This is a genomic window from Pseudomonas sp. Ors-4-3C (genome assembly GCF_055755035.1).
On record NZ_CM146900.1, the window covers coordinates 4,699,580 to 4,719,975 of the forward strand.

Annotated in this window: 19 protein-coding genes; 13 read left to right on the top strand and 6 right to left on the bottom strand. The window is 61.7% G+C overall.

Features of this window, described 5'->3' with window-relative positions; translation table 11 throughout:
* Window positions 1-30: 30 nt before the first annotated feature.
* Both ACVHNU_RS21205 and ACVHNU_RS21210 read left to right on the top strand, forming a co-directional pair.
* Entirely contained in the window at window positions 31-450 is a 420-nt protein-coding gene (locus ACVHNU_RS21205; RefSeq protein WP_003228492.1) for a hypothetical protein, read from the top strand.
* 9 nt (window positions 451-459) lie between these two features.
* Entirely contained in the window at window positions 460-1,368 is a 909-nt protein-coding gene (locus tag ACVHNU_RS21210; RefSeq protein WP_103521008.1) for a cation diffusion facilitator family transporter, read from the top strand.
* Here the strand turns inward: ACVHNU_RS21210 and ACVHNU_RS21215 are convergent.
* Window positions 1,362-2,411, bottom strand: a complete 1,050-nt coding sequence (locus ACVHNU_RS21215) for a DUF6515 family protein (RefSeq protein ID WP_473018258.1) — start codon at window positions 2,409-2,411, stop codon at window positions 1,362-1,364. The genes ACVHNU_RS21210 and ACVHNU_RS21215 overlap by 7 nt on opposite strands.
* A 455-nt stretch (window positions 2,412-2,866) precedes the next feature.
* On the opposite strand from ACVHNU_RS21215, the gene ACVHNU_RS21220 reads away from it, so the two are divergent.
* The gene (locus ACVHNU_RS21220; RefSeq protein ID WP_007909658.1) at window positions 2,867-3,346 is read left to right on the top strand and encodes an Lrp/AsnC family transcriptional regulator; all 480 of its coding nucleotides are present in this window, start codon (window positions 2,867-2,869) and stop codon (window positions 3,344-3,346) included.
* 191 nt (window positions 3,347-3,537) lie between these two features.
* Window positions 3,538-3,747, top strand: coding sequence for a DUF2788 domain-containing protein (locus ACVHNU_RS21225; protein WP_003228500.1), 210 nt, complete (start codon window positions 3,538-3,540; stop codon window positions 3,745-3,747).
* Here the strand turns inward: ACVHNU_RS21225 and ACVHNU_RS21230 are convergent.
* From ACVHNU_RS21230 to ACVHNU_RS21245, 4 genes are all read right to left on the bottom strand, one after another.
* A complete protein-coding gene (locus tag ACVHNU_RS21230; protein ID WP_473018260.1) occupies window positions 3,742-4,377 on the bottom strand; it encodes a pseudouridine synthase in 636 nt (211 codons plus the stop codon). The genes ACVHNU_RS21225 and ACVHNU_RS21230 overlap by 6 nt on opposite strands.
* Before the next feature lie 72 nt (window positions 4,378-4,449).
* Complete coding sequence (amn, locus tag ACVHNU_RS21235) at window positions 4,450-5,949, bottom strand: AMP nucleosidase (protein WP_161794895.1); 1,500 nt, start codon at window positions 5,947-5,949, stop codon at window positions 4,450-4,452.
* A gap of 183 nt (window positions 5,950-6,132) precedes the next feature.
* The gene (locus ACVHNU_RS21240) at window positions 6,133-7,782 is read right to left on the bottom strand and encodes an acyl-CoA dehydrogenase family protein (RefSeq protein ID WP_473018261.1); all 1,650 of its coding nucleotides are present in this window, start codon (window positions 7,780-7,782) and stop codon (window positions 6,133-6,135) included.
* 97 nt (window positions 7,783-7,879) lie between these two features.
* Window positions 7,880-10,234: a 7TM diverse intracellular signaling domain-containing protein gene (locus tag ACVHNU_RS21245; RefSeq protein ID WP_473018262.1), complete on the bottom strand. Its 2,355-nt coding sequence runs from the start codon at window positions 10,232-10,234 to the stop codon at window positions 7,880-7,882.
* Between the two features lie 441 nt (window positions 10,235-10,675).
* On the opposite strand from ACVHNU_RS21245, the gene ACVHNU_RS21250 reads away from it, so the two are divergent.
* From ACVHNU_RS21250 to ACVHNU_RS21265, 4 genes are all read left to right on the top strand, one after another.
* The gene (locus tag ACVHNU_RS21250; RefSeq protein WP_007960553.1) at window positions 10,676-11,473 is read left to right on the top strand and encodes a hydroxymethylpyrimidine/phosphomethylpyrimidine kinase; all 798 of its coding nucleotides are present in this window, start codon (window positions 10,676-10,678) and stop codon (window positions 11,471-11,473) included.
* A gap of 18 nt (window positions 11,474-11,491) precedes the next feature.
* The gene (gene thiE, locus ACVHNU_RS21255) at window positions 11,492-12,115 is read left to right on the top strand and encodes a thiamine phosphate synthase (RefSeq protein ID WP_003228513.1); all 624 of its coding nucleotides are present in this window, start codon (window positions 11,492-11,494) and stop codon (window positions 12,113-12,115) included.
* A gap of 15 nt (window positions 12,116-12,130) precedes the next feature.
* Entirely contained in the window at window positions 12,131-13,414 is a 1,284-nt protein-coding gene (gene hemL / locus ACVHNU_RS21260) for a glutamate-1-semialdehyde 2,1-aminomutase (RefSeq protein ID WP_262141408.1), read from the top strand.
* A gap of 225 nt (window positions 13,415-13,639) precedes the next feature.
* Entirely contained in the window at window positions 13,640-14,194 is a 555-nt protein-coding gene (locus tag ACVHNU_RS21265; protein WP_003228518.1) for a tetratricopeptide repeat protein, read from the top strand.
* Between the two features lie 138 nt (window positions 14,195-14,332).
* On the opposite strand, the gene ACVHNU_RS21270 is transcribed toward ACVHNU_RS21265, so the two are convergent.
* Window positions 14,333-14,662 (bottom strand): DUF1820 family protein, encoded by a 330-nt coding sequence (locus ACVHNU_RS21270; protein WP_003185742.1) that lies wholly within the window; start codon window positions 14,660-14,662, stop codon window positions 14,333-14,335.
* 133 nt (window positions 14,663-14,795) lie between these two features.
* Between ACVHNU_RS21270 and miaB the strand changes: the two genes are divergently transcribed.
* From miaB to lnt, 5 genes are all read left to right on the top strand, one after another.
* Window positions 14,796-16,124 (top strand): tRNA (N6-isopentenyl adenosine(37)-C2)-methylthiotransferase MiaB, encoded by a 1,329-nt coding sequence (gene miaB / locus ACVHNU_RS21275; RefSeq protein ID WP_003228520.1) that lies wholly within the window; start codon window positions 14,796-14,798, stop codon window positions 16,122-16,124.
* 250 nt (window positions 16,125-16,374) lie between these two features.
* A complete protein-coding gene (locus ACVHNU_RS21280; protein ID WP_003228522.1) occupies window positions 16,375-17,373 on the top strand; it encodes a PhoH family protein in 999 nt (332 codons plus the stop codon).
* The gene (gene ybeY, locus ACVHNU_RS21285; RefSeq protein ID WP_003228524.1) at window positions 17,366-17,860 is read left to right on the top strand and encodes an rRNA maturation RNase YbeY; all 495 of its coding nucleotides are present in this window, start codon (window positions 17,366-17,368) and stop codon (window positions 17,858-17,860) included. The genes ACVHNU_RS21280 and ybeY overlap by 8 nt, the downstream gene beginning before the upstream one ends.
* A gap of 5 nt (window positions 17,861-17,865) precedes the next feature.
* Window positions 17,866-18,705, top strand: a complete 840-nt coding sequence (locus tag ACVHNU_RS21290; RefSeq protein ID WP_003228526.1) for an HlyC/CorC family transporter — start codon at window positions 17,866-17,868, stop codon at window positions 18,703-18,705.
* 14 nt (window positions 18,706-18,719) lie between these two features.
* Complete coding sequence (lnt, locus tag ACVHNU_RS21295; RefSeq protein ID WP_103486296.1) at window positions 18,720-20,243, top strand: apolipoprotein N-acyltransferase; 1,524 nt, start codon at window positions 18,720-18,722, stop codon at window positions 20,241-20,243.
* Window positions 20,244-20,396 lie beyond the last annotated feature (153 nt).

The following is a 20,396-nucleotide window of genomic DNA, read 5'->3' on the forward strand; positions in this document are numbered from 1 at the left end:
TTCGTTAATAGATGACTCAGGAGATTTTCCATGCGCTTACCTTCTCGCCTGATCGGCGGTGTACTGGTCGCCACCCTGCTCACTCAACTCACGGCCTGCGGTTCGATTTTCTACCCGGATCGTCGTGGCCAGATCGACGGCAAGATCGACCCGGCGATTGCCGTGCTCGACGCAGTGGGCCTGCTGTTCTACGTCATTCCCGGCCTGATCGCTTTCGCGGTCGACTTCACCACTGGCGCGATCTATTTCGAACCGGGCCATACCGCCCAGGTCGATCCGGCCAAGCTCAAACAGGCGGTCGGCCCGGACGGTCAGGTCGATAACCTCAAGTTGCAGGCTATTCTCGAAACAGAATTGGGCCGCAACCTGCCGCTGGACGATCCACGCCTGATCCAGCACAAGGGCAGCACTCAACAACTGGCGATGTTTGGCCTGCAACCCGCCGCATAAGGAAATCACATGACCACCAGCCCCGAACACGCCCGCCTGCTGCGGCTGGCAACCCGCGCCTCGGTGGCGGTGGCTTGCACGCTGATCATCGCCAAAGCCATCGCCTGGTGGCTGAGCGGTTCGGTGAGTATGCTCGCCGGCCTCACCGATTCGGCGCTGGATGGCGTCACCTCGTTGCTGAATCTACTGGCGGTGCATTACGCACTGCGCCCGGCCGATGACGATCACCGTTACGGCCACGGCAAGGCCGAATCGCTGGCGGGCATGGCGCAGGCGCTGTTCATCGGTGGCAGTGCGGTGCTGATTGCGTTTCAGGCGTATGAGCGCATTCAGCAACCGGAGCCGCTGGGCGCGCCGTGGCTGAGCATCGGCGTGATCGTGTTCTCGCTGCTGCTGACCGCGGCGTTGCTGACGCTGCAACATCGAGTAATCAAGCAGACCGGCTCCAACGCCGTGCGCGCCGACTCGCTGCACTACCGTTCGGACATGCTGCTCAACGGCAGCATTCTGATCGCGCTGATCCTCGCCGGCATGGGCTTTCATCAACTCGATGCGTGGTTCGGCCTGGGGATTGCCGGGTACATTTTGTGGAGTGCGATCCAGATCGCCCGAGAAAGCTTTTCGGTGCTGATGGATGAAGAGCTGCCAACCGATGTCAGTCAGCACATGCTCGAACTGGCTTGCGCGGTGCCCGGTGTGTTGGGCGCGCATGACTTGCGCACAAGGATCTCGGGTAACCACTGGTTTGTGCAGTTGCATCTGGAATTGCCGGGAGAGCTGACCTTGTCAGTCGCCCACGGCATCAGCGATCAGGCGGCCGATGCGATTCACGCCGCCTACCCGCGGGCCGAAGTGCTGGTGCACGCCGACCCGCAGGAAGTGGTCAAGACCGAACGGGCACAAACCCGGATTCAGTAAGACACCTGATAACCGCGACTGCTCAGGCAATTACCCTGAGCCTGACGGTACGCCTGCACCACTTGGGGCGCCGGCTGATATGTCGCGGTGCGCGGATCGAAACCGCTCTGCTGCACGGCGTATTGGTAGCACTGATAACCGTCCTGCTGCACCTGTTCCGGCGACTGACCGTTGGCCGGATAAGCCTGCACGTCATACCCCTGGCTTTGTGGTTGAGGTGACGGCGGCTGAACCGGCGGCTCGACCACCACGTAATCCTGGGTCGACTCCTCATACGCATAGTACGAACCGGCAGCGAGGAACAGCAGCGCACCGCCGATCCACACTTCACGGGCGTAGTCCGGCAGATAGTGGGTACGAATGCCCCGTGGCGGCTGCACGACGATGTAGCGTGGGCCTTGCGGGCGATACCAGTAGCCACCGGAATAGAAGTAGTCTTGGCCGCGATACGGCACGCGGTATTCGCGATCCGGGAAGCGGTCGATCACATGCCCCGGGCGGTATTGCGGGCCGGGGCCCCAACCGTTGCCATGCCCGTCCGGGCGACCCGGCCAGCGATTATCGTTGGGCCGATTGTTGCCGGCCTGCCAGTGCTGGTTGTTGTAGCCGTTTTGCGGACGCTCGTCGCGGTAGTAACCCTGGCGCGGCTCCTGAGTCTGGCGCACGGCGTCGGGCCGTGGCTGGATCGGCAGGTTGTTGGCCGGTGGCGGTGGCGTCTGATGAACCGGAGCAGGCGAGTTCGGCGCACGGTTCTGGTTCTGCCACTGGCCATTGTTGTGCTGCTGGCCGTTGTGCTCGAACTGGCGGCTGTTGTCGCCCCGAATGATTTCATTGTTCTGCGGCCGCGGCTGGTTTTGCGGCGGCGGATTGTTCTGCCCGTGCGGCGGATTGTTGCCACCATGGCCTTGATTGTTGCCCTGATGCTCCGGACCACGCCCGTCATTCTCGGGACCACGGTTCTGCGGCTCGTCGGCCAGCGCTTGCGCACCGACGCTCACACACAGCAAACCAACACCGGCCAGACGCCAGATGCGCGACTTCATGCTTTTCCTCACTGCGGGTATTAAGAGGGCTTGTAGCTAAGACCGGGAATACGCACACCGGGTTCTGCGACAGGTTATCAGTCACGAAACTTATTTATTGAGGAAGGCCGTGCAGCGAGGCACAAAAATCGCAGGCAAGAAAAAAGGGAGACCCGTCGGCCTCCCTTTAGAGAACTTCGTCCTGGCTCGACGCTTTTGACGTCGGCTCACCTCACGCCGTCTTCTGGACAGTGTGCAGCTCGGGGGCCGGCACATCCCCGGTGGGGGTGGCGGCCGCGGCGGGCCTGATTGGGCGGGCCGCAGTGGACTGTGTTACCGAGCAGTGATTCTGGTGATAAGAATAGGCCGCGAAGCGCGACAGAGGATTGCGAAGATTGCTCAAATAAACACCGCTTGCGCAATTTTTAACCCTGGATAGATAATCCGCCGCAATAGTTACAACCAAGGACAGATTCATGAGCAAACTCGACCGTTATGACCTGAGCATTTTGGCGGAATTGCAGCGCGACGCCCGCATCTCCAACCAGGAACTGGCCGAGCGCATCGGTCTGTCGCCCTCCCCCTGCTCGCGCCGGGTCAAGCAACTGGAAGACGACGGCTACATCTCGCGCCAGGTCGCCCTGCTCGATCGCAAGATGCTCGGCCTGAGCCTGACCGCCTACGTGCTGATCGGCATGGACCGGCACACACCGGAGCGTTTCGAGAACTTCGAAGCGGCGATCCGCACCCTGCCGCAGGTGCTGGAATGCAGCCTGGTGACTGGCGTCGATGCCGACTATCAGTTGAAAGTGGTGGTGCCGGACATGGATCACTATCAGAAACTGCTGCTGGGGCATCTGACCCGGATTGAAGGCGTAACCAGCGTGCGCTCCAGTTTTGTGCTGAATCAGGTGCTCAACAGCACTGAACTGCCGCTGACCCATCTGCGCAGCTGACATCGCCTTCGCGAGCAAGCCCGCTCCCACAGGGAAATGCATTCCAACTGTGGGAGCGGGCTTGCTCGCGAAGGGGCCGGCACAGGCGACCACCATCACTGCGGCACACCGACACAGGTCAATGCGCCCGCAATTCCCCTCGGCGTATAATCGCCCAGCCCTTTCAGCCCTGTGCGCGCCGGAGATGCCCGATGGATCCTGCAGTATTCGAAGAGTGGATGATGACTGGCCTGGTCAGCATCCTGATCATTTTCATGGGTTTCATCGTCTGGGATCTGGCGAAGAAGTCCAAGGCCGGGCGTTTCGGCTCGTTCATCCTGTTCTTCGTCCTGGGCCTGGGCGTGGCCGCATTCATCATCAAGAGCGTGGTGATCGGCCTGATCGAATCCGGCGCTCTATAGGCGCGCCGGCACTTCTCTCCACTGGCCCTGATCAAGCCCTTCGAGCGTCCAGTCGCCAATCCGCACCCGCACCAGCCGCAGCGTCGGCAACCCCACCGCGGCGGTCATCCGCCGTACCTGACGGTTGCGCCCTTCACGAATCACCAGCTCCAGCCAACGGGTCGGCACCGTCATGCGAAAGCGCACCGGCGGATTGCGCGGCCACAGTTCAGGTTCCTCCAGTTGTCGCGCCTCGGCAGGCAAAGTCATGCCGTCATTCAGCTCGACACCTTCGCGCAGACGCTGCAACTGCTCGCCTGTCGGCACGCCTTCGACCTGCACCCAGTAAGTCTTCGCCAGTTTGTGTTTCGGATCAGCGATGCGCGCCTGCAACTGGCCGTCATTAGTCAGCAACAACAAGCCTTCGCTGTCGCGATCAAGGCGTCCGGCCGGATAGATACCGGGCACGTCAATGTAATCCTTGAGCGTCGCCCGCCCGCCTTCGTCGCTGAACTGCGTCAGCACATCGAACGGTTTGTTGAACAGAATCAGCTTCGGCTCGGCCGGCGGCGCCTTGGCGACACGACGCGGAGCTGAGGAGGATGGCTTCGCACCGGGACGGCGGGAAGGAGGACGCGGGGGACGGGACATGGGTAAAACAACATCTGGCGATCTGGGCTGACAATGCTAGTGCGCCGACCGCCAAATGACCACGACTAACCGTTAACGGAACGGCGGCTCGTCGAAGCTGCGCAGTTTGCGCGAGTGCAGCGAGTTGAGTTCGGTGCGCAGCAGATCCACCGCCTCGATGCCGATCTTCAAGTGCTGGCTGACCGCACGCTCGTAGAACGCGTTGGCCGAGCCCGGCAGCTTGATTTCACTGTGCAGCGGTTTGTCCGAAACGCACAGCAACGTGCCGTACGGCACCCGCAGGCGATAACCCTGGGCGGCGATAGTGCCGCTTTCCATGTCCACCGCCACGGCGCGGGACAGGTTGATCAGCGGACGTTCCTGCGCCCAGCGCAGTTCCCAGTTGCGGTCGTCGTAGGTCAGCACGGTGCCGGTGCGCAGGCGCTTTTTCAGCTCTTCGCCCTTCTCGCCGGTGATATTGGCCGCGGCTTGTTGCAGCGCCAGCTGCACTTCGGCGAGCGCCGGGATCGGAATGTTCGGCGGCACCACACGGTCGAGAATCCCGTCGCGACGCATGTAGGCGTGGGCCAGCACATAGTCGCCGATGGTCTGCGACTGACGCAGCCCGCCGCAGTGACCGATCATCAGCCAGCAATGCGGACGCAGCACCGCCAGGTGGTCGGTGATGTTCTTGGCGTTGGACGGGCCGACGCCGATGTTGACCAGGGTCACACCATGGCCATCGTTGGCGATCAGGTGATAGGCCGGCATCTGGTAGCGGTGCCAGACCACGCCAGCGGCGATCGCCGAGGCTTCGCCGTGATCCATGCCCTTCTCGATGATCACATTGCCCGGCAAAACCATGCGCACGAAACGCGGGTCTTTGCGCAGTTGTTCCAGGCCATGAACGATGAACTGGTCGACGTAGCGGTGGTAGTTGGTCAGCAGGATCCACGGCTGCACATGGCGCCAGTCGCTGCCGGTGTAGTGCACCAGGCGACGCAGGGAGAAGTCGACGCGCGCGGCGTCGAACAGCGCCAGTGGCAGCGGATCGGTGTTTTCCCAATCGTAGAGACCGTCGGCGATGCCATCGGTGGCGGCGGACAGGTCGGTACTCGGGAACACCCGCGCCAGCACCGCAGCGGTAACGCCGGAGCCGGCCAGTTCATCGCCCTGCTCGACCACGTACGGATACGGAATGTTCTGCTGACTGACGCCGACTTCCACGGTCACGGTGAAGTCGTGCATCAACGGCACCAGCTGTTCCAGCAGGTATTTGCGGAACGCCTTCGGATGGGTGACGGTGACGCTGTAGGTGCCCGGCAATTGCACCTTGGCGTAGGCGCGGGTGGTCTGCGGCACTTCGCCCTGACACAGGTAGGTCAGACGCAGTTCGGGGTAACGAAACAGAGCACGCTGTTCGGCGTCGGGCTCGACGCGATCCTTGAGATACCGCTTGAGTGCCGAGTTCAGCGCAGTGGTGGCCCGCTCATGCAGCTCGGCCAGACGATCCACGGCTTGTTCGGCGGTTTGAACGACAATAAACGCTTCGGTCACGATCAGCTTCCTGTGTTCTGACTTGCAGAGCTTCATCTTGCCTGCATCGTGGCGTCACGGGAACAGTGGCGTTGTGGCTATACCCAAATCTCCCTATCAATGGAGATCCCCCTGTGGGAGCAGGCTTGCTCGCGAATGCGCAGTGTCAGTCGACCTATCCATTGACTGACCCGACGCATTCGCGAGCAAGCCCGCTCCCACAAGGGGATTTGTGTTGAGTCAGAAACCCTGCGGGGTTGAGCGGGCGACGATGGCTTCGACGTCCAGGCCGCGCGGCAATGCACCGTAGACCCGGCCACCACCGCTCAAACGGCTGGCAATAAACGCATCACTCACTGCTGAGTTTCCGGCCTCCAGTAACAGCTTGGCCTGCAGCCCCAAGGCAATATCCTCGGTCAACTGCCGCGCCCGATACTGAATGTCGCTGGTGTCCTTGAACTGTGCCTGCAACTGCTGGATATGCGCGGCCAAACGCTTATCGCCATGGCCATCGCCCAATTCGCTGAACAACACATCGAGCACACCCGGTTCTTTCGACAGCGCACGCAATACGTCCAGGCACTGCACATTGCCCGAGCCTTCCCACGTCGAGTTGACCGGCGCTTCGCGATACAGGCGCGGCAGAATGCTCTCCTCGACATACCCCGCGCCACCCATGCATTCGGCAGCTTCATTGATCATTCCGGGGGCGCGTTTGCAGATCCAGTATTTGCCCACCGCCGTCACCAGCCGGGCGAATTGCGCTTCATGGCGATCATCCAGATGATCCAGCGCCTTGCCCATGCGCAGGCTCAGCGCCAGCGCCGCTTCGCTTTCCAGGGCCAGATCGGCCAGCACGTTCTGCATCAACGGTTGCTCGCTGAGCAGCTTGCCACCGACCTTGCGGTGCGCGCAGTGGTGGCTGGCCTGGGTCAGCGCCTGACGCATCAAGGCGCTGGAGCCGACCATGCAATCGAAACGGGTCATCGCCACCATCTCGATGATGGTCGGTACGCCGCGCCCCTCTTCGCCGACCATCCATGCCAGCGCGCCGCGAAACTCCACTTCACTGGAGGCGTTGGACTGGTTGCCGAGTTTGTTTTTCAGGCGCTGGATGTAGAACTGATTGCGCGTGTCGTCCGGGCGATGGCGCGGCAGCAGGAAGCAGGTCAGGCCCTTGTCGGTCTGCGCCAGCGTGAGGAACGCATCGCACATCGGCGCCGAGCAGAACCACTTGTGCCCGAGCAGTTCATAGGCCTGGCCCGGACCACTGGCACCCACCGGATAGGCCTTGGTAGTGTTGGCCCGCACGTCGGTGCCGCCCTGTTTTTCGGTCATCGCCATGCCTATGGTCACGCCGGCCTTGTGCGCCATGCCGATGTTGCGTGGGTCATATTCGGTGGCGAGGATCTTCGGCAGCCACTGTTCGGCCAGATCCGGCTGCAAGCGCATGGCCGGAACGCTGGCGAAGGTCATGGTCAACGGGCAACCGCTGCCCGCCTCGGCCTGGCTGTGCAAATAGCTCATGGACGCGCGGGCGACATGCGCGCCGTCCTGCGGATGCGCCCATGGCAACGAGGTCAAGCCATGTTCGATCGCGGTGCGCATCAGCTCGTGATAAGCGGGATGGAATTCCACCAGATCGATGCGATGACCGTAGCGGTCATGGCTGACGAATACCGGTTTGTTCTGATTGGCGAGGAACCCGGCTTCCATCAGCGGCCCACCGGCCAGAGCGCCATAGGTGTCGATCCGCGACTCGGCCCAACCGGCGCCAAAACGGCGCGACCACTCCTGCAATGGCAGGTCGATGCGGTAAAGGTTGGCACCCTCCAGCGACGGTGGCTGGTTGGTGACTTCGTGGGTTTCGGCGAACTGATGCAGGTTCATGACGGGGCTCCTTTGGTCAGCCAAGGAATCCAGTTAAGCACCGGGCCGCTGCCGATCAAAGTGTCATATGCGCCGAACTTCCGGCGCTTTCACCCTATTACGCGCTGAGCACCCGACGCTCCAGCGCCGTTTGCAGGTCTTCGAATTTCACCGGCTTGTTCAGGTAATCGATGCGCGTGCCCGGTGCGCAATGCTCGCGATCCGTGCCCAGGGCCAGCATGAACACCGGCAGATTGGCGCAGCCGGGCAACCCATGAATCTGGCAGCACAACGAGGCCCCTTCGTGGCTGGGCAACTGGCAATCGATCAGCACCGCATCGAAGGCCTCGCGCTGCAGATAATCCAGCGCCGCCGCGCCGTTGTCCGCCGTGCGTACGCGGAACCCCAGTTTGAGCAGCATGCCGCGCATCACCAGTTGGTTGACGCTGTTGTCATCCACCAGCAACACCGTGCAGTCCTGCGGCGCACGGCTGCGCTCGTGCAGCGCGTCCGCGGTGGGTGCCGCTTCGACTTCCGGCAGCTCGAACTCGACATCCAGTTGAAAACGGCTGCCGCTGCCAGGTTGGGAGCGGTGCGTGAGCTTGCCGCCGAGCAGTTCCACCAGTTGCCGACAGATCGCCAGCCCCACGCCCAGCCCACCGTATTCGCGGGTCATCGAGCCATCGAGCTGGAAGAAGCGCTGGTACATCGTCGCCTCGCCCAGATCGGTGAAACCGATGCCGGTGTCGATCACCGCAAACGACAACGCCAAGCGATTGCCCGCCGACGGTTTGCCGGTCACTCGCAGCGCGAGACCACCGACCCGGGTGAACTTGATCGCGTTATCCAGCAGGCACTCCAGGCACTGCGCCAGTTTGGCGCTATCGCCGTGCAAGCGATCCGGCAGGGTCGGCAGCACCTCGACCTTGAAGTCCAGCGACTTGCTGGCCGCGTTGCCATCGAACTGCACGCGCAAGGCCTCGACCACCGCGCGCAGGCTGAAGCTGCCCGGCGTCGCCTTGAGCTTGCCGGCCTGCAGTTCGGTGAGGGTGAGGATGCCGTTGACCATGCGCATCATGTCCCGGGCGGAACCGGCGGCGGTTTGCTGGTATTGCTCCAGTTCAGGTTCCAGCTCGACGGTCTGCATCAGTTCCAGCGAACCGATCACGCCGTTCATCGGCGTGCGCAATTCGTGGGTCAGCGTCGCGAGGAATTCATCCTTGAGCTTGTTGCTATGGGCCAACTGCTGGTTGAGTACTTCGAGTTTCTGCCCGGCATCGAACAGAGTCTGCGCCTGTTGCTCGCGCATGGCGTTGATGCGGTCGGCCAGCGCCAGCGACAGCAGCGCCACTTCGATCGCCGAGCCGATCTGGCTGGCGTACATGGTCAGGAACACGTTCGGCAGCAGGCCGAGCACCATCAGCGTATTGACGATGCCGCCGAGCAGGAATGCCGACCAGGCAATGATGAAATAACGCGCCACCCGCAAGCCGCGCCACCAGGCGAGAATCCCGGCGGCGAAGATCACCACGGTGAACACCAGCGCCAAGAGGGTCGCCAGGCGCAGCGACAAGGCGTAACTGGTCATCAGCGACAGCCCGACCACCAGCGCGCCGAATGCGATCAGGGCGATCAGCAGATAGTCGAGCCAGCGGCTGTGGGTTCTTGTCTGCAGGAAACTGCGGGCGAACTGGCTGCCGAACAGGCCGGCGCAGCCGATGAAAAACGGTGTGGAGGCGTTGGTCCACCACGGATTGTCCGGCCAGAAATACTCGACCGCCGCGCCGTTCACCGACAGTTGATAAAGGCCGAACGAGGCAATGTAGAAGATGTAATAGAGGTAACTGGTGTCGCGCACGCTCAGGTAGATGAACAGGTTGTAGACCAGCATCCCCAGCAACACGCCATAAATGATCCCCAGCACATACAGGCGCACCGGTTGATCCTCGAGGTACGCGGTGCTCGACCATAAGGTCACCGGCGCCTGGATCGAACCTTCACTGGCCAGGCGCAGGTACACGGTGCGTTGTTGCTCCGGCTTGAACTCAAGGTCGAACAGGTAGTTGTTCTGGCGAATCTCGCGACTGGCGAACGGCAAGGCGTCGCCGGTTTGCCGGATCAGTCGGTAGTTGCCATTGGCATCGGCCATATAAAGGTCGAGGTGATCGAGCGGCGGATACGCCAGTTCCAGCAGCCAGGTGCGCTGGGCGGCCGGGTTGTTCGGACGGTAATGCAGGTCGATCTTCAGCCAGAACGCCGAGCGCGAGTAACCGGCATTGAGCGTGGCTTTATCGTGGGGTTTGAAATTGCCCGCCGCCGCTTGAGCGCGGACGTCGGCGATGCTCGCCTGACCGCTTGGGTCCTCGAACACTTGCAATGAGCGACCCAGGGGAAGGCTCTGGGTATTTTCGTCGAACTCGACGGCGCTTGCGAAGAGGGGCAAGCAGAACAGCAACATCAGCAAATAGCGCATTGAAGCCCCAGCGTGGCTCGTCCGGTTGTGTCAGGAAGCCCCCCATTCCCTTTGAGTAGACGTAAAACCGGTATTACCTGTTATTGGTTTGGATCCAGACTAGCATAGCCGTTGATGGCCATTGAGCACCATCGAAATTTTTCCTACAAAGGCTCTAGAACGGGCGTTTCAGAGCAAAGCAGCGAGCTAGAGCTATTGAGTTGGTCAGCTCAATCATTGCGATCCGCTTTTGTGGCGAGGGAGCTTGCTCCCGCTCGGCTGCGCAGCAGTCGTAAAACCTGTAAATGCGCGGTGCCTGAATAAATGCAGGGGGCTGCTTCGCAACCCAGCGGGAGCAAGCTCCCTCGCCACAATGGTAGCTGCAGTGTTGTCCGACAATCTGCTCGCAAACACCGTCAGGACTGAACCCCAAAATCAGGTTTGGTGGTAAGCTCGCGCACCATGAATATCTACAGCTCCCGCCCCGTTGTCCTCTGTCTCTCCGGCCACGACCCCAGTGGTGGCGCCGGCTTGCAGGCAGATATCGAAGCCCTGCTCGCGCAGGGTTGCCATGCGGCTCCGGCCGTCACCGCCCTGACCGTGCAAGACACCGTCAACGTCACTGACTTCCGCGTCCTCGACCGTGAGTGGGTACTGGCCCAGGCCAATGCCGTGCTCAACGACTCCGAAGTCGCTGCGGTCAAACTGGGCATGCTCGGTTCGCTGGAAATGGTCGACACCGTGGTCGAACTGCTTTCGGCGCACCCGCACCTGCCGGTGGTCTGCGACCCGGTGCTGCGTGCTGGCGGCGGCGGACGCCTGGGCAAGGACGAAGTCGGTTATGCGATGCGCGAGCGTCTGCTGCCGCTGTCGATCATTGCCACCCCCAACCTTCCCGAAGCGCGGATTCTCGCCGAATTGCCCGAAGGCACGGCGGACGAGTGCGCGGAAAAACTTTTGCCGTTCGTCAAAAACCTGCTGATCACCGGCGGCCATGGCGACGAAACTGAAATCCACAATCGCCTGTACAGCCGTGACGGCCTGCGTGAAACCTTCTATTGCCAGCGTTTGCCGGGCAGTTATCACGGTTCCGGCTGCACATTGGCCAGCGCCCTCGCCGGTCGGCTGGCCCAGGGTGAAAACCTTGCCAGCGCCGTGCGTACTGCACTGGATTACACCTGGCGCACCCTGCGCGACGCCGAACAACTGGGCAAAGGCCAGTTCGTGCCGCGTCGCCTGCCGCTGGATTTTTGCTCGTAACGTCGTGAGGTCTGCCTGATGAAACTCCGTGGCCTGTACGCCATCACCGACAGCCAATTGCTGGCGGGCAAGTTTCTGTCTTACGTGGAGGCGGCGCTGGAAGGCGGCGTCACCCTGCTGCAATACCGCGACAAAAGCAGCGACGAGGCCCGCCGTCTGCGCGAGGCCGAAGCGCTGCGTAACCTGTGCGAGCGCTACAAGACGCAGTTGATCATCAACGATGACGCCGAGCTGGCCGCGCGTCTCAACGTCGGCGTGCACCTGGGCCAGACCGACGGCCCGCTGTCACCGACCCGCGCCCTGCTCGGTTCCAAAGCCATCATCGGGTCGACCTGCCACGCGCAGCTCGAACTGGCTGAACAGGCCGCCAAGGAAGGCGCGAGTTATGTCGCCTTCGGCCGCTTCTTCAATTCCAACACCAAACCCGGCGCGCCAAGCTGCAGCCTCGATCTGCTCGACGAGGCCAAACGCAAGCTGCACCTGCCGGTCTGCGCGATCGGCGGCATCACCCTCGACAACGCCGCGCCGCTGGTGGCCCACGGGGTCGACCTGCTGGCGGTGGTCCACGGCTTGTTCGGTGCCGAGAGCACCGCCGAAGTGACCCGCCGCGCCCGCGCCTTCAACGAACTTCTGAAAATCTGATTTGAGAGCCCGATCATGTCTCGTTCCGAAACCCTGTTTGCCAATGCCCAAAAACACATTCCCGGTGGCGTGAACTCGCCGGTTCGCGCGTTCAAGAGCGTGGGCGGCACACCGCTGTTCTTCAAGCATGCGGAAGGCGCCTACGTCACCGACGAAGACGACAAGCGCTATGTGGATTACGTGGGTTCGTGGGGGCCGATGATCCTCGGCCACAGCCACCCGGACGTTCTCGACGCGGTTCGCAATCAGCTGCAACACGGCCTGTCCTACGGCGCGCCGACCGCGATGGAAACCGAGATGGCCGATCTGGTCTGCTCGCTGGTGCCGTCGATGGACATGGTGCGCATGGTCAGCTCCGGCACCGAAGCGACCATGAGCGCGATTCGTCTGGCCCGTGGTTACACCGGTCGGGACAGCATCATCAAGTTCGAAGGCTGCTACCACGGCCACTCCGACAGCCTGCTGGTCAAGGCCGGTTCCGGCGCGCTGACCCAAGGTGTGCCGAGCTCCGCCGGTGTACCGGCAGCGTTTGCCAAACACACCCTGACCCTGCCCTTCAACGACATCGACGCAGTGGAAAAGATGCTCGCCGAAGTCGGTCAGGACGTCGCCTGCATCATCGTCGAGCCAGTCGCGGGCAACATGAACTGCGTACCGCCGGCGCCGGGTTTCCTCGAAGGCCTGCGTTCGCTCTGCGACAAGCATGGCGTGGTGCTGATTTTCGACGAAGTGATGACCGGTTTCCGCGTTGCCCTCGGCGGCGCCCAGGCGCACTACGGCGTGACCCCGGACCTGACCACGTTCGGCAAGATCATCGGTGGCGGCATGCCGGTCGGCTGCTTCGGCGGCAAGCGTGAAATCATGGAGCGCATCGCGCCGCTGGGCCCGGTGTACCAGGCCGGCACCTTGTCGGGCAACCCGCTGGCGATGGCTGCCGGTCTGACCACCCTGCGCCTGATCAGCCGTCCGGGGTTCCACGCCGAACTGACCGACTACACCACGCGCCTGCTCGACGGCCTGCAACAACGCGCCGATGCCGCGGGCATTCCGTTCGTGACCACGCAAGCGGGTGGCATGTTCGGCCTGTACTTCAGCGGCGCCGACGACATCGTCACCTTTGAAGACGTGATGGCCAGCGACGCGGCAATGTTCGGGCGCTTCTTCCACCTGATGCTCGAAGGCGGCGTTTATCTGGCACCGAGCGCTTTCGAAGCCGGTTTTACGTCGATCGCCCACGGCGAAACCGAGCTGAAAATCACCCTGGACGCTGCCGAGCGCGCCTTCGCCGCACTGAAGTAATGGCCGTCCCGCTGACGTTGGCCATGGCCAGCGTCAGCTTTTACCTACACCCACGCCGTTTTTCCCACGCCTCTGCTAAAAATCCGCCAGAAAGTGGGCGATATATTCCCCGCGCAGCAGAAAAACGAGTAAAGACTTTGTAAGGTTGGCCCCGCTTATTTCATAATGCGCGCTTATTGGATCCCTCGATGGGTCCGCGTGCCCTTCAGAGGTAAGTCGATTCCCATGAACCGCACCGGCCGCACCCTTGCCTTGGGCTGCCTGTTGCTCCTTCAGCCCCTGCTCGCGCATGCACAAGCAGGCGGCAACTCGTTGTTGATCCCGGCGATGGGTCGTTGCACCCTCAATACTCAGCCGCAAGACGTCACGCAGGCACTGGCTGCCTGCCAGAAAGCGGCGGATGAAGGGGATGCGCAAGCGCAATACGAGTTGGGTGAGTTCTACTACGACGGCAAGAATGCGCCCCGCGACCTCAATCAAGCCCTGAGCTATTTCGAAAAGGCCTCGTTGCAAGGCCATGCTCAGGCGCAGTTCAAGCTCGGTACCATGTTCTTCCACGGCGAAGGCGTGCAGGCCAACAACATTCAGGCGTACATCGTGCTGAAGATGGCCGCGGTCAACGGCGCCGAAGATGCGCTGGACACCGCCGACGAAGTCTCGGAAAAAATGTCCCGCGAAGACCTCGAAACCGCGACCCAGGTGCTCGGGCAAATTTTCCGTAAATACCTGATGGAACTGCAGAGCGCCGACGGGCGTACGCCGTTTTCGCCACTTCCCTGATTTTTGCGCCGACCTTTCCGGCCCCTTCGCGAGCAAGCTCGCTCCCACAGTAGATCTCCAGTGTTCAGAAGATCCCCTGTGGGAGCGACGGTGCGACGATTCGACTTGCTCGCGAATGAGACGACTCGGTTTTGCGGCTTACTTCTCAGGCATCGGCATCGGAAACGGCATCACATTGCCGACCGCGCCACGGGCTTCGCTGATTTTCGGGGTGCCCAGACGCTCCACCTCGTCGATGCGCACGATCGAATGCATCGGCACAAAGCTGCGCACCACGCCTTCGAACTGCGCCTTGAGCTTCTCTTCGCTCGGATCGACGACCACTTGCGTGCGCTCGCCAAAGACGAACTCTTCCACTTCCAGAAAACCCCACAGATCACTTTGATAGATCTGCTTGGCGTACATTTCGAACACCTGGCCCTGGTTGAGGAAAATCACCTTGTAGATTGGAGCTTCGCGTTTGGTCATGGCGGGCGGATAACATCGGGGATAAAAATGAGGGCGCAAACTATAGCATAGCCACCGGACGCACAGCGGTAGGAACCTGAGGGCTTGTTCCCTATAATGCGCGGTTCTTTGAATCACGTGACGACCCAACTCCATGGCCAAGAAGCTTTACATCGAAACCCACGGTTGCCAGATGAACGAGTACGACAGCTCGCGCATGGTCGATCTGCTGGGCGAACATCAGGCCCTGGAAGTCACCGCGCGTGCGGAAGACGCCGACGTGATTCTGCTCAACACCTGTTCGATCCGCGAACGTGCCCAGGATCGGGTGTACTCGCAGCTCGGCCGCTGGCGTGAACTGAAACTGGCCAATCCGGACATGGTGATCGCCGTCGGCGGTTGCGTGGCCAGCCAGGAAGGCGCGGCGATCCGTGATCGCGCGCCGTACGTCGACGTGGTCTTCGGCCCGCAGACCCTGCACCGCCTGCCGGAAATGATCGACGCGGCACGCAGCAGCAAGCTGCCACAGGTCGACGTGTCGTTCCCGGAAATCGAAAAATTCGACCACCTGCCCGAGCCGCGCATCGATGGCCCGAGCGCCTACGTGTCGGTGATGGAAGGTTGCAGCAAGTACTGCACGTTCTGCGTGGTGCCCTACACCCGTGGCGAAGAAGTCAGCCGGCCGTTCGATGACGTGATTGCCGAGATCATCCACCTCGCGGAAAACGGCGTGCGTGAAGTGACCTTGCTCGGGCAGAACGTCAACGGCTATCGCGGCCTGACCCACGACGGGCGCCTGGCCGATCTGGCCGAGCTGATCCGTGTGGTCGCTGCCGTTGATGGCATCGACCGCATTCGCTACACCACTTCGCACCCGCTGGAGTTCTCCGACAGCCTGATCCAGGCCCATGCCGAAGTGCCGGAGCTGGTCAAACACCTGCACTTGCCGGTGCAGTCGGGTTCCGACCGGATCCTCGCGGCGATGAAGCGCAACCACACGGCGCTGGAGTACAAGTCCAAACTGCGCAAACTGCGCGCTGCGGTGCCGGGGATCTGCATCAGCTCGGACTTCATCGTCGGCTTCCCCGGCGAGACCGAAAAAGATTTCGAGCAGACCATGAAGCTGATTGCCGACGTCGGTTTCGACTTCTCCTATTCCTTCGTCTACAGCCAGCGCCCGGGCACCCCGGCGGCCGATCTGGCCGATGACACCCCGGAAGAACTGAAAAAAGAACGCCTGAACGCCCTGCAGCATCGCTTGAATCAGCAAGGGTTCGAGATCAGCCGACAAATGGTCGGCTCGATCCAGCGCATTCTGGTCACCGACTATTCGAAGAAGGACCCGGGCGAGCTGCAAGGGCGCACCGAGAATAATCGTATCGTCAACTTCCGCTGCGATAATCCGACCCTGATCGGCCAGTTCGCCGACGTGCACATCGACGCGGCGCAACCGCACTCGCTGCGCGGCTCGCTGGTCCAGTAAACGTAAGGCGTCAAAGTGCCTCTGTGGCGAGGGAGCTTGCTCCCGCTCGGTTGCGAAGCAGCCGCAAACCAGACACCTCGATCATCCTGAATGATCGAGGCTGGAGGATTTGGGAGCGCTGCGCACTCCAGCGGGAGCAAGCTCCCTCGCCACAGTTATCCGGTGAGACCGTTTTAAGAGCTTTCGCACCTACGCCACTGGCGTTATCCTTGATTTCATCTTAATTGCCCCAGGGCGGCTAAATACGACCTTGAACGCACCCATAGAACCACATCGTTTTATCCTCGAGCCCTTTGAGGCTCGCCGCTTCGCCAATCTGTGCGGGCAATTCGACGAGCACCTGCGCTTGATCGAGCAACGCCTGGCCATCGAGATCCGCAATCGCGGAAACCAGTTCGAGCTGATCGGCGACCCCAAACACACCACGTCTGCGGAAAACCTGCTGCGCCGCCTGTACCGGGAAACCAAGGGTACCGAGCTGTCGCCGGACATGGTGCACCTGTTCCTCCAGGAATCGGCCGTCGTCGAACTGGACAACCACGCCCCCGCCGAAGCCTCCGTCGCCCTGCGCACCAAGAAAGGCATGATTCGCCCACGTGGCTTGAATCAGCTGCGCTACGTGAAGGAAATCCTCGGCAACGACATCAACTTCGGCATCGGTCCGGCCGGTACCGGCAAGACCTATCTGGCCGTGGCTTGCGCCGTTGATGCCCTGGAGCGCGAGCAGATCCGCCGCATCCTGCTGGTGCGTCCGGCGGTTGAAGCGGGTGAAAAACTCGGCTTCCTGCCCGGTGACCTGAGCCAGAAGATCGACCCGTACCTGCGCCCGCTGTACGACGCGCTGTACGAAATGCTCGGCTTCGAATACGTGGCCAAGCTGATCGAACGTCAGGTGATCGAAGTCGCGCCGCTGGCCTACATGCGCGGTCGGACGCTGAACAACAGCTTCATCATTCTCGACGAAAGCCAGAACACCACCGTCGAGCAGATGAAGATGTTTCTGACCCGGATCGGCTTCGGCTCCACCGCCGTCATCACCGGCGACATCACCCAGGTCGACCTGCCGCGCGGCACCAAGTCCGGGCTGCATCATGTGATCGAAGTGCTCAAGGACGTTCCTGGCATCAGCTTCACGCACTTCCAGCCCAAAGACGTTGTGCGTCACCCGTTGGTGCAACGGATCGTCGAGGCCTACGAGCGCTTCGAGACCCGTGCCGAAGCCGCCAAGGAAACCTCGCGCGATGCTTGAGCTGGATCTGCAAATCGCTACCGAAGCGAACGCCCCGAGTGAAGCCGACTTCCGCAAATGGTGCGAACTGGCCCTGCGCCAGCGCACCGCCGACTCGGAAATGACCATTCGCCTGGTCGACGAGGAAGAAGGTCGCGAACTCAATCACACCTGGCGCCACAAGGATTACGCGACCAACGTCCTGTCGTTCCCGGCCGAAGTCCCGGACGAGTTTCTCGACATCCCGCTGCTCGGCGATCTGGTGATCTGCGTGGCCGTGGTCGAGCGCGAAGCTGCCGAACAAGGCAAGGAACTCCAGGCCCATTGGGCACATCTAGTCATTCACGGCTGCTTGCATCTGCTCGGTTACGACCATATAGATGACGACGAAGCCGAAGAAATGGAAGCACTGGAACGCGAGTTGCTTGCCGAACTGGGCTATCCCGATCCGTACGCGGACGACGAAGCCGAAACCTCCCCTATCGTTACAACAAAGGATTCAGAGTAATCGCTATGAGCGAAGATCGATCGAGCAACGGGCAGAAGTCATGGCTGGGTAAACTGACCCAGGCTTTTGCCCACGAGCCGAAGAACCGTCAGGAGCTGCTTGAGCTGCTGCGTGATGCACATCAGAACAAACTGCTGGACAGCGAAGCGCTGGCCATCGTCGAAGGCGCCATTCAGGTGGCTGACCTGCAAGTACGCGACATCATGGTCCCGCGCTCGCAGATGATCAGCATCAAGGCGACCCAGACCCCTCGTGAATTCCTGCCTGCCGTGCTCGACTCGGCCCACTCGCGCTACCCGGTCATCGGCGAAAGCCACGACGACGTGATGGGCGTGCTGCTGGCCAAGGATCTGCTGCCGCTGATCCTCAAGGAGAACGGCGACAGCTTCAACATCAAGGACCTGCTGCGCCCGGCCACGTTCGTGCCGGAGTCCAAGCGTCTGAACGTGTTGCTGCGTGAATTCCGCGCCAACCACAACCACATGGCCATCGTCATCGACGAGTACGGCGGCGTGGCCGGTCTGGTGACGATTGAAGACGTGCTGGAGCAGATCGTCGGCGACATCGAAGACGAGCACGACGTCGAAGAAGACAGCTACATCAAGCCGCTGCCCAGCGGTGACTTCCTGATCAAGGCCCTGACCCCGATCGAGAACTTCAACGAGTTCTTCGACAGCGAATTCTCCGACGACGAGTTCGACACCGTCGGTGGTCTGGTGATGAGCGCGTTCGGGCACTTGCCAAAACGCAACGAAATCACTGAAATCGGCGCCTATCGTTTCCGCATCCTGAATGCCGACAGCCGTCGGATTCATTTGCTGCGACTGACGCCAATCGCTCGTTAAATCTAAGGACTGAAATGCGCTGGACAACCCGCCCCGGCTGGCCCGGTAACCTGCTGGCCGTGGCGGCCGGTGCAATCACCACTTTCGCCCTGGCCCCGTTCAACATCTGGCCGCTGGCCTTGCTGGCGGTCGGCCTGTTCTATGCCGGCCTGCGCGAGCTGAAGCCGCGTCAGGCGCTGGGCCGTGGCTGGTGTTTCGGTTTCGGCCTGTTCGGCGCCGGCACCAGTTGGATCTACTACAGCATTCACCACTTCGGTGGCGCCTCGGTGCTGCTGGCCGGGTTCCTGATGCTGCTGTTCACCGCAGCGATCGCGCTGTTCTTCGCCCTGCCCGCGTGGGTCTGGGCGCGCTGGTTGCGCCGCAACGAGGCACCGTTGGCCGATGCGCTGGCGTTTGCTGCACTGTGGGTCGGTCAGGAGGCCTTTCGCGGCTGGTTCCTCACCGGTTTCCCGTGGCTCTACTCCGGTTACAGCCAGCTCGACGGCCCATTGGCCGGGCTCGCGCCGGTCGGTGGCATGTGGCTGGTGTCCTTCGTTCTGGCACTGACTGCCGCGCTGATCTACAACGCGCCGCGCCTGCTGCAATCCGCTCGCAAAGGTTTTATCGCGGCCGGTTTGGTGTTGCTGGTCGGACCTTGGGTGGCGGGCATTGCGCTCAAGGGCCACGCCTGGACCAGTCCGGCCGGTGCACCGCTGACTGTCGCGGCGATTCAGGGCAACGTCGAACAAAGCATGAAATGGGATCCGGCGCAGCTCAACGCGCAATTGGCGCTGTACCGCGACCTGAGTTTCCGCTCCAAACCGGTGGACCTGCTGATCTGGCCGGAAACCGCGGTACCCGTGCTCAAGGAGTCCGCCGAGGGCTACCTGAACATGATGGGCACCTTCGCCGCCGAGCGTAAGTCAGCACTGATCACCGGCGTGCCGATCCGCGAGACGGTGCGCCACGAAAAACGCTTCTTCAACGGCATCACCGTGGTCGGCGAAGGCGATGGCACCTATCTCAAACAGAAACTGGTGCCGTTCGGTGAGTACGTGCCGCTGCAGGATCTGTTGCGCGGTTTGATTGCGTTCTTTGATTTGCCGATGTCCGACTTCGCTCGCGGCCCGGCGGATCAGCCGTTGCTGCAGGCCAAGGGTTATCAGATCGCGCCGTTCATCTGCTACGAAGTGGTGTACCCGGAGTTCGCCGCCGGTTTGTCGGCACGCAGCGATCTGCTGCTGACGATCAGCAACGACACCTGGTTCGGCACCTCGATCGGCCCGTTGCAGCACCTGCAAATGGCGCAGATGCGCGCACTTGAGGCAGGCCGCTGGATGATCCGTGCTACGAACAACGGCGTGACCGGACTGATCAACCCGTTCGGGCAGATCACCGAGCAGATCCCGCAGTTCGAGCAGGGCATTCTGTATGGCGAAGTGGTGCCGATGCACAACCTGACGCCGTACCTTGAATGGCGTTCGTGGCCGCTGATTATTCTGTGCGTGCTGCTGTTTGGCTGGGCACTGATGGCGAGCCGGATGTCGAAAACCCTTTAAAAGCAGGTCACTGACCTGTGGCGAGGGAGCTTGCTCCCGCTCGGCTGCGAAGCAGTCGTAAATCCAGCGCACGCGATCTGTCTAAGACAGTGCGTTTACCTGGATCAGGCCTGCTGCGCAGGCCAGCGGGAGCAAGCTCCCTCGCCACAAAAG

Coding starts and splice junctions, on each gene's coding strand:
- ACVHNU_RS21205 (WP_003228492.1), top strand. CDS start 31: ATGCGCTTACCTTCTCGCCTGATCGGCGGTGTACTGGTCGCCACCCTG.
- ACVHNU_RS21210 (WP_103521008.1), top strand. CDS start 460: ATGACCACCAGCCCCGAACACGCCCGCCTGCTGCGGCTGGCAACCCGC.
- ACVHNU_RS21215 (WP_473018258.1), bottom strand. CDS start 2,411: ATGAAGTCGCGCATCTGGCGTCTGGCCGGTGTTGGTTTGCTGTGTGTG.
- ACVHNU_RS21220 (WP_007909658.1), top strand. CDS start 2,867: ATGAGCAAACTCGACCGTTATGACCTGAGCATTTTGGCGGAATTGCAG.
- ACVHNU_RS21225 (WP_003228500.1), top strand. CDS start 3,538: ATGGATCCTGCAGTATTCGAAGAGTGGATGATGACTGGCCTGGTCAGC.
- ACVHNU_RS21230 (WP_473018260.1), bottom strand. CDS start 4,377: ATGTCCCGTCCCCCGCGTCCTCCTTCCCGCCGTCCCGGTGCGAAGCCA.
- amn (WP_161794895.1), bottom strand. CDS start 5,949: ATGAAGCTCTGCAAGTCAGAACACAGGAAGCTGATCGTGACCGAAGCG.
- ACVHNU_RS21240 (WP_473018261.1), bottom strand. CDS start 7,782: ATGAACCTGCATCAGTTCGCCGAAACCCACGAAGTCACCAACCAGCCA.
- ACVHNU_RS21245 (WP_473018262.1), bottom strand. CDS start 10,234: ATGCGCTATTTGCTGATGTTGCTGTTCTGCTTGCCCCTCTTCGCAAGC.
- ACVHNU_RS21250 (WP_007960553.1), top strand. CDS start 10,676: ATGAATATCTACAGCTCCCGCCCCGTTGTCCTCTGTCTCTCCGGCCAC.
- thiE (WP_003228513.1), top strand. CDS start 11,492: ATGAAACTCCGTGGCCTGTACGCCATCACCGACAGCCAATTGCTGGCG.
- hemL (WP_262141408.1), top strand. CDS start 12,131: ATGTCTCGTTCCGAAACCCTGTTTGCCAATGCCCAAAAACACATTCCC.
- ACVHNU_RS21265 (WP_003228518.1), top strand. CDS start 13,640: ATGAACCGCACCGGCCGCACCCTTGCCTTGGGCTGCCTGTTGCTCCTT.
- ACVHNU_RS21270 (WP_003185742.1), bottom strand. CDS start 14,662: ATGACCAAACGCGAAGCTCCAATCTACAAGGTGATTTTCCTCAACCAG.
- miaB (WP_003228520.1), top strand. CDS start 14,796: ATGGCCAAGAAGCTTTACATCGAAACCCACGGTTGCCAGATGAACGAG.
- ybeY (WP_003228524.1), top strand. CDS start 17,366: ATGCTTGAGCTGGATCTGCAAATCGCTACCGAAGCGAACGCCCCGAGT.
- ACVHNU_RS21290 (WP_003228526.1), top strand. CDS start 17,866: ATGAGCGAAGATCGATCGAGCAACGGGCAGAAGTCATGGCTGGGTAAA.
- lnt (WP_103486296.1), top strand. CDS start 18,720: ATGCGCTGGACAACCCGCCCCGGCTGGCCCGGTAACCTGCTGGCCGTG.